At 73.9% G+C, this 6,706-nt stretch carries 3 protein-coding genes, 1 tRNA gene and 1 pseudogene; 3 read left to right on the top strand and 2 right to left on the bottom strand.

Annotated elements, in window-relative coordinates; all coding sequences use genetic code 11:
* The 3 genes from ACR2JA_RS07925 to ACR2JA_RS07915 all read left to right on the top strand — a co-directional run.
* Positions 1 to 1,355, top strand: a 1,355-nt coding sequence (locus tag ACR2JA_RS07925; protein WP_434008553.1) for an autotransporter assembly complex protein TamA, incomplete at its 5' end; no start/stop codon positions are given.
* Positions 1,355 to 5,485 carry a translocation/assembly module TamB domain-containing protein gene (locus tag ACR2JA_RS07920; protein ID WP_434008552.1) on the top strand — a complete coding sequence of 1,377 codons (4,131 nt, stop codon included), beginning with the start codon at positions 1,355 to 1,357 and terminating at the stop codon, positions 5,483 to 5,485. The genes ACR2JA_RS07925 and ACR2JA_RS07920, both read left to right, overlap by 1 nt.
* Before the next feature lie 68 nt (positions 5,486 to 5,553).
* Positions 5,554 to 5,628: transfer RNA gene (locus ACR2JA_RS07915), tRNA-Arg, on the top strand.
* A gap of 73 nt (positions 5,629 to 5,701) precedes the next feature.
* Here the strand turns inward: ACR2JA_RS07915 and ACR2JA_RS07910 are convergent.
* Together ACR2JA_RS07910 and ACR2JA_RS07905 are read right to left on the bottom strand one after the other, a co-directional pair.
* A pseudogene (locus ACR2JA_RS07910) lies at positions 5,702 to 6,448 on the bottom strand (siderophore-interacting protein).
* Positions 6,445 to 6,706 (bottom strand): DUF2798 domain-containing protein (locus ACR2JA_RS07905; RefSeq protein WP_434008551.1); only part of this gene is annotated, 262 nt, incomplete at its 5' end. The gene ACR2JA_RS07905 and the pseudogene ACR2JA_RS07910, both read right to left, overlap by 4 nt.

Here is a 6,706-nt window from a genome sequence, read left to right as displayed (position 1 = left end):
AGCGCTACCCGGCCGGACGGCTCTACAACAGCCTGGCCGACGTGGACACCAGCGACCACAGCGTGCGCCTGGCGCTGGAACTGGACTCCGGCGCGCCGCTGCGCATCGGCGAGGTGCGGATCGAAGGCGCGCAGCGCTTCGACACCGCGGTGGTCGAACGCCTGGTGCGGCTGAGCGGCATCACCCCCGGCAGCGATTACGACCTGGCCCGCCTGCAGGACGCGCAGCAGCGCATCGCCGACACCGGCTATTTCGAATCGGTCTACGTGTCGGTCGACCCCGGTGTCGACCAGACCACCGCACCGGTGGTGGTGCAGCTGCGCGAGGCGCAGCGCCAGAAGCTGGTGCTGGGCATCGGCGGCAGCACCGACAGCGGTGCGCGCCTGTCCGTCGAACACACGCACCACCGCGTGCCCGGCATCGGCTGGCGGGCGGTGAGCAAGCTGCAGATCGAACGCGACGACCAGCAACTCTCCACCGAATGGAGCGCGCCGGTCGACGACAAAGGCTGGCACTGGATCACCAGCGCGCTGGCGGCGCGCCAGATCGACGGCTTTGACACCACCACCAGCCAGCGCCTGCGCCTGGGCCAGGCCCAGAGCAGCGACGCGCTGGACCGCAGCTTCTTCCTGCAAGTCGACCGCGCACGGTCGGTGAACGCGGTGCTCAGGAGCCTGGGCACCGATGCGGCCGAGGCCTCGCTGACCGCCAACTACGCCTGGACGCGCCGGCGCTTTGACAACACACCGTTCCCGCAGCGGGGCTATGGCCTGGGCCTGGAGCTGGGCGCCGGCTACACCCTGGTGGGCGACCGCCGACCCTTTGGCCGTACAGTGGGTCGCTGGCTGGGTTACTGGCCGGTGGGCAGCGCGTGGCCCCTGGCCGACGAACGCGCCCCGCTGGGCACCGCCCGCGCCCCCGAAGCCACCAGCAGCCGCTGGGGACGGCTTGCACTGCGGGTGGAGGCCGGCGCCGTGTGGGCCAAGGCCGACACCCCGGTGCCCGAGACCCAGCTCTTCCTGACCGGTGGCGACACCAGCGTGCGCGGCTACGCGCTGCGCGACATTGGCGTGGCGCAGGCCGACGGCGGCGTCTCGCCCGGCCGCTACATGACGGTGGGCAGCGCGGAATGGCAGGTGCCCCTCTGGCGCAACGGCCAGCGCACGCCCTGGGAAGCGGCGTTGTTCGTCGATGGCGGGTCGGTGGCCGAGAAAATCGGTGACCTCAAGGCCCGCTGGGGCGTGGGCGCCGGTGTGCGCTACAACAGCCCGGTCGGCCCGTTGCGGCTGGACCTGGCCTACGGCGTGCAACCGCGCGCCTGGCGGCTGCACTTCAACGTCGGCTTCGTTTTCTGATGGCCGAGCACGACACGCCCGCAGCCCCCGACGCCAAGACCTCGCCCGCCGCCCCCCGTGGCTGGGTGCGGGCGGTGGGGCACACGCTTCGCGGGATCGGCTGGATCGGCCACTGGCTGCCCGGCGCTGCGCTGGCCCTGCTGCTGGCCGGGGGTGTGGCGGGCTGGGTCTGGTCGGGCAGCGAGGGCTCGCTGGCCCGTGCGCTGGGCTGGGCCCAGGCCTGGGTGGACGATGCCAGCAGCCCGCGCGGCCAGCTGCAGGCCAGCGGCGCCCAGGGCAGCCTGCGCCAGGGCGGCCAGGTGCAGCAGCTGCGCTGGACCCGCCCGGGTCTGGACGTGCAGCTGCAAGGCCTGCGCCTGCGGTGGACCGCCGACCAGCTGACCGACGCCCTGCTCGGCCGCGGCCTGCAGATCGACACCCTGCATCTGGACAGCGTGCAGGTGACCGACACCCGGGAACCGACGCCCAGCCAGCCCCTGACCACCCTGGTGCTGCCGCTGGCGGTGGACCTGCCCTGGTCGGTGGACCACCTGCGCATTGAAGGCCGGCAGACCCTGGCCCTGGACGGCGCGCGCGGCCACTACCGCTACGGCCCGGCCGACGCGGCCGACCGCAGCGCCTGGGGTGCGCAGCACAGCGGTGTGCAGGACGCACACCACCTGCGCATCGACGCGCTGACGCTGGCCCAGGGCCGCTACCAACTGCAGGCCGTGCTGGGCGCGCAGGCCCCCATGCCGCTGCACGCCTCGGCCCAGGGCGATGTGCTCACCACCGTGCCCGGCGGCAACAGCCTCAGCCTGCAGGCCACGGCCGGCGCCAGCGGCACCCTGGCCGGCCAGAGCGCCACGCTCGACCTCAACGCCCAGGTGCACGACCGCAACACCGGGCCAGGCACGCCCACCCTGGTGGCCAGCGCCCGCGTGCACCCCTGGGCGCCGCAGCCCCTGCACACGGTGGACGCCCGCGCCCACCAGTTGGACCTGGCCACGCTCTGGCCGCGGGCGCCCGTGACCGCCCTGTCGGGCACGGTGCAGGCCTCGCCCGACGGCGGCGCCTGGCGCGCGACGGTGGACCTGCGCAACGGCGCCAGCGGCCCCTGGGACCGGCAACGCCTGCCGCTGGACCGCCTGCAGGCCACGATCGAACACCCGGGCGCGGCATGGAGCGTGCCCCGGCTGCAGGCGGCACTGGGCCGCGCGCAGCTGCAGGGCAGCGGCCGCTTCCAGCCCGCGGGCGCCGGCGCCCCGGCGCAGTGGCAGGGCCAGCTGCAGGCCAGCGCGCTGAATCCGGCCCAGCTGTGGAGCCCGCTGGCCGCGGCCGCGCTGGACCTGAGCGCCAGCGCGCGCCAGCACCCCACCCAGACCGGCACCATCGACCTGGACGCGCAGCTGCAACCGGCGCGCGGTGTGCCGGCCCCCGCCGCCACCGCCGGCCTGCGCCTGCGCGAGCTGCGACTGCAAGGCCAGTGGCAGGCCGGCACCGGCCCACAGGACGGCGGCACGCTGCGGCTGGACGATGCCCTGCTCGACGCCGCCCAGGCCCGCCTGACCGCCCAAGGCACGGTGGACCTGACCGCCTCCACCTTCAACGGCAGCACCACGCTGCAACTGCCCGGCGCCCAGGGCCGCTGGGCCGGCACCCTGGCCCACGCCGACGGCCAGGGCGACCTGAACCTGCGCGTGGACGCGGTCGACACCCTGCTGGACTGGGCGCGCGGTCTGCAAGATCTGCCGGTGCTGGGCCCGCGTCTGCGCGACGCGCTGGCGCAGCGCCCCGCCCTGCGCGACCTGCGCCTGACCGGTCAGGCCAGCCTGCAGGCCCAGTGGCGCGGCGGTCTGGCCGAACTGGGCTACCCCGCGCCCCGCAGCGGCGCGCGCACTGCCGTGCCCCTGCAACTGCAGGCCACGCTGGACGTGCCGCAACTGGGCAGCCCCAGCCAGACCAGCACCGGTAGCCCCACAGTGACCACGCCCGGCTGGGCGCTGCGCGGCGTGCAACTCCAGGCCAGTGGCCGCCTGGCCGACCTGGCCATGCAGCTGCGCGGCGACGCGTCGCAAGGCCCCTGGAGCGTCGCGCTGCAGACCCAGGGCCGCGCGCAGCACCTGTGGCCCCTGCCCGGCCCGGGCGGCGAACCCGGCCGCCTGAGCCTGGACCCCTTCAACCTGCGCGCCAGCGACGCCCGGCAACCGGCCCGCGTGGTGGACTGGTCCCTGCGCAGCCTGCAGGCCGCCACGGTCAGCTGGCGCCAGACGCCCGCAGGCCTGGCCCTGCAGAGCGGCCCGGCCCAGTGGCAGCTGCAACCCACCCAGCGCGGTGGTGCGGCGGGCACGGCGCTCGCGCCCGTCACCCTGGCCTGGGACCAGCTGGCCTGGCAGGCCGGCGCGCTGCAGACCCGCGGCCGCCTGGGCGGGCTGCCCCTGTCGTGGATGGACCAGCTGGCGCGCGCCGAGAGCAACGCCTCCGGGCCGGTCACACGCGCGGGGCTGGGCGGTGACCTGGTGTTCGACGGCGACTGGGACCTGCTGCTGCCCCTGCAAGGCAACGATCCGCTGCGCCTGAGCGCCCAGCTGCAGCGCCGCAGCGGCGACCTGATCCTGCTGGCCGAGACCGACGCTGCCAGCGCCCCCGCCGGCAACGCTCAGCGCCTGCCGGCCGGCATCCGCAGCGCCAGCCTGAACCTCGGCGCCCAGGGCCGCAGCGTGACGGCCCGCCTGCGCTGGGACAGCGAACGCCTGGGCCAGGCCAGCGCCGACCTGGGCACCGAACTGGCCAGCACCCCGGCAACCGACGGCGCCCTGATCGACCGCTGGTGGCCCGCTAGCGCACCGCTGAGCGGCACCCTCAGCGCCCGGTTGCCGCAGGTGGGCGTGTGGTCGACCCTGGCGCCGCCGGGCTGGCGCATGCGCGGCACCCTGCAGGCCGACGCCACCCTGGGCGGCACGCGCGCCCAGCCCAACTGGCGCGGCACCCTGCAGGCCGACCAGCTGGCCCTGCGCTCGGTGGTCGACGGCTTCGAATTCACCCAGGGCCAGCTGCGCGCCAGCCTCGACGGCGAGCGCCTGACCATCAACCGCTTCGACCTCCAGGGCCCGCTGGGCGGCGCGCTCAGCGCCACCGGCCAGGCCCAATGGCGCCTGGTGGACGGGCGCCGCCAGCCCCTGATCGACCTGCAGCTGCGCGCCAACCAGCTGCGCGTGTCCAACCGCGCCGACCGGCGCCTGACGCTCTCGGGCCAGGTGGCGGCGCAGCTGGCCGGCGCCCAGCTCAACATCCGCGGCCAGCTCAAGGCCGACTCGGCCCTGTTCGTGCTGCCCGACGAGACCACCCCGACACTCAGCACCGACGTGGTGGTGCGCGGCGGCCGCAACCTGCAGGCCGTCACCAGCACCGTGGCGCAGGTGCAGCCCGACGTGTCGGTGCAGCTCGACCTGGGGCCGCAATTCGACGTGCGCGGGCGCGGCCTCCAGGCACGACTGACCGGCCAGCTCAACCTGCGCAGCACCGTGGCGCTGCCCGCGCCACGCGTCTTTGGCGAGGTGCGCACCGCCAGCGGCAGCTACCGCGCCTACGGCCAGCAGCTGACCATCGAGAACGGCGAGCTGGTCTTCAACGGGCCTTACGACGACCCGGCGCTGGACATCCTGGCCATCCGGCCCATGGGGCGCAACACCGAACAGCGCGTGGGCGTGCAGATCAACGGCAGCGCGCAGGCGCCGCGCGTGCGCCTGGTGGCCACGCCCGACCTGCCCGACAGCGAAAAGCTCGCCTGGCTGGTGCTGGGCCGCCCGGCCACCGGCGCCGGCGCCGAAGCCGCCGTGCTGCAACAGGCCGCCCTGGCCCTGCTGGCCGGCAACGACGGCGCGCTCAACGGCGGCCTGGCGCAGGCGCTGGGGCTGGACGAAATCTCGTACCGCGGCGAAGCCACCAACGCCGACGGCAGCACCAGCGCCGCCGCGGTGACGCTGGGCAAACGCATCTCCAACCAGCTGTACCTGAGCTACGAAACCGGCCTGGGCGGCGCGATGGGCACGGTCTCGATGTTCTACGACGTCTCGCGCCGCCTGACACTGCGGGCGCGCGCGGGCGAAGAGAACGCGCTGGACCTGATCTTCACGCTGCACTACGACTAGAGGGATGGAGCCCCAGCGCTCTGCTGCATCCGAAAAAGGCGCACTTACAATCCGGGCTCGCTCCACCCGCCGCCATAGTTCAATGGATAGAACGAGCGCCTCCTAAGCGCTAGATACAGGTTCGATTCCTGTTGGTGGTACCACCCCTGGCAACCCGCAGAAGCGACGGTTGCATTGCGCAGGCCCTGGCAGATGTGCAGCAGGCGTGTCAACGCCTCATTCGTCCAGATGCTCGTGGTGGGCTTGTGCGCCGCGCTTCCAGTACGCGGCCGCGCGCACCGCCCGGCGGTCCAGCACCTTTTCTTACAGCAACACACGCCGCACGGCCACCATGTCGGCCGCTTCGCCAGCACACCAGGCAAAGCCCTCGCCCAGCAGCGGCGGCAAGGCGCGCAGTGCGTCCAGGCACTGGGCCAGGTCGTCCACCCACAGCGGCTGGTGGCCGGCGGTATGGTTAAGTGTCACGCGATCGGCAGCGTGCGGCATCTGCACGATGGCGAACACCGTGGCGTGTGCGGGCAGTTCCTCCAACCGCCTCGCCACGGCCGGCAGCGCACTCGCATCGCCCACCAGCAGGTGCCAGTCCAGGTCGGGCGGCACGATGAACGAGCCACGCGGCCCGCCGATCGTCACCGCCTGCCCGGGCTGCGCCTGCTGGGCCCAGCGGGCCGCCGGGCCATCGCCGTGCAGGCAGAAGTCGATGCTCAGTTCACGCGCCACGGGGTCGAAGCGCCGCGGCGTGTAGTCGCGCGCCACCGGGTCGGCCCCGTCGGTGGCCGGCACGAAGAGCTTGACGTGGTCGTCGAACAACAGGCTGACGAAGTCGGCCAGATCGTCCCCACCGAAGGTGACGCGGCGCACCAGCGGACTGAGTCTCTGTGCACACACTACCCGCAGCGCGCGGCGCTTGAGTTCGTGGCGCACGCGCTGGACGCGGCTGGCCATGGGCTGGGCTGCGCTCATGCCGCGGCCATCCAGCGCGCCAGGCGCGGCTTGATGACAAAGCCCATCAGCAGCCCGATGGCAAAACCCGCCGGCAGGGAACGCACGAACGCCGCCGCCCACTGCGCGGGGAAGCCGGCACCCAGGCCGTGATTGCTTAGCGTGACCACGCAGGACAGCAGCAGTTCCATGACCACCGCGGTGCACACCGCCAGCAGCACCGTGGCGGGCACACGCGGCCAGGCGGCCAGCCGCGGGCCGAGCACACGGTCCTGCCCC

Origin of the sequence: Hydrogenophaga sp. (assembly GCF_051007235.1) — a bacterium.
Taxonomy (GTDB): domain Bacteria; phylum Pseudomonadota; class Gammaproteobacteria; order Burkholderiales; family Burkholderiaceae_C; genus Hydrogenophaga.
This window is presented reverse-complemented; position numbering and strand designations above follow the sequence as displayed.

Coding starts and splice junctions, on each gene's coding strand:
- ACR2JA_RS07920 (WP_434008552.1), top strand. CDS start 1,355: ATGGCCGAGCACGACACGCCCGCAGCCCCCGACGCCAAGACCTCGCCC.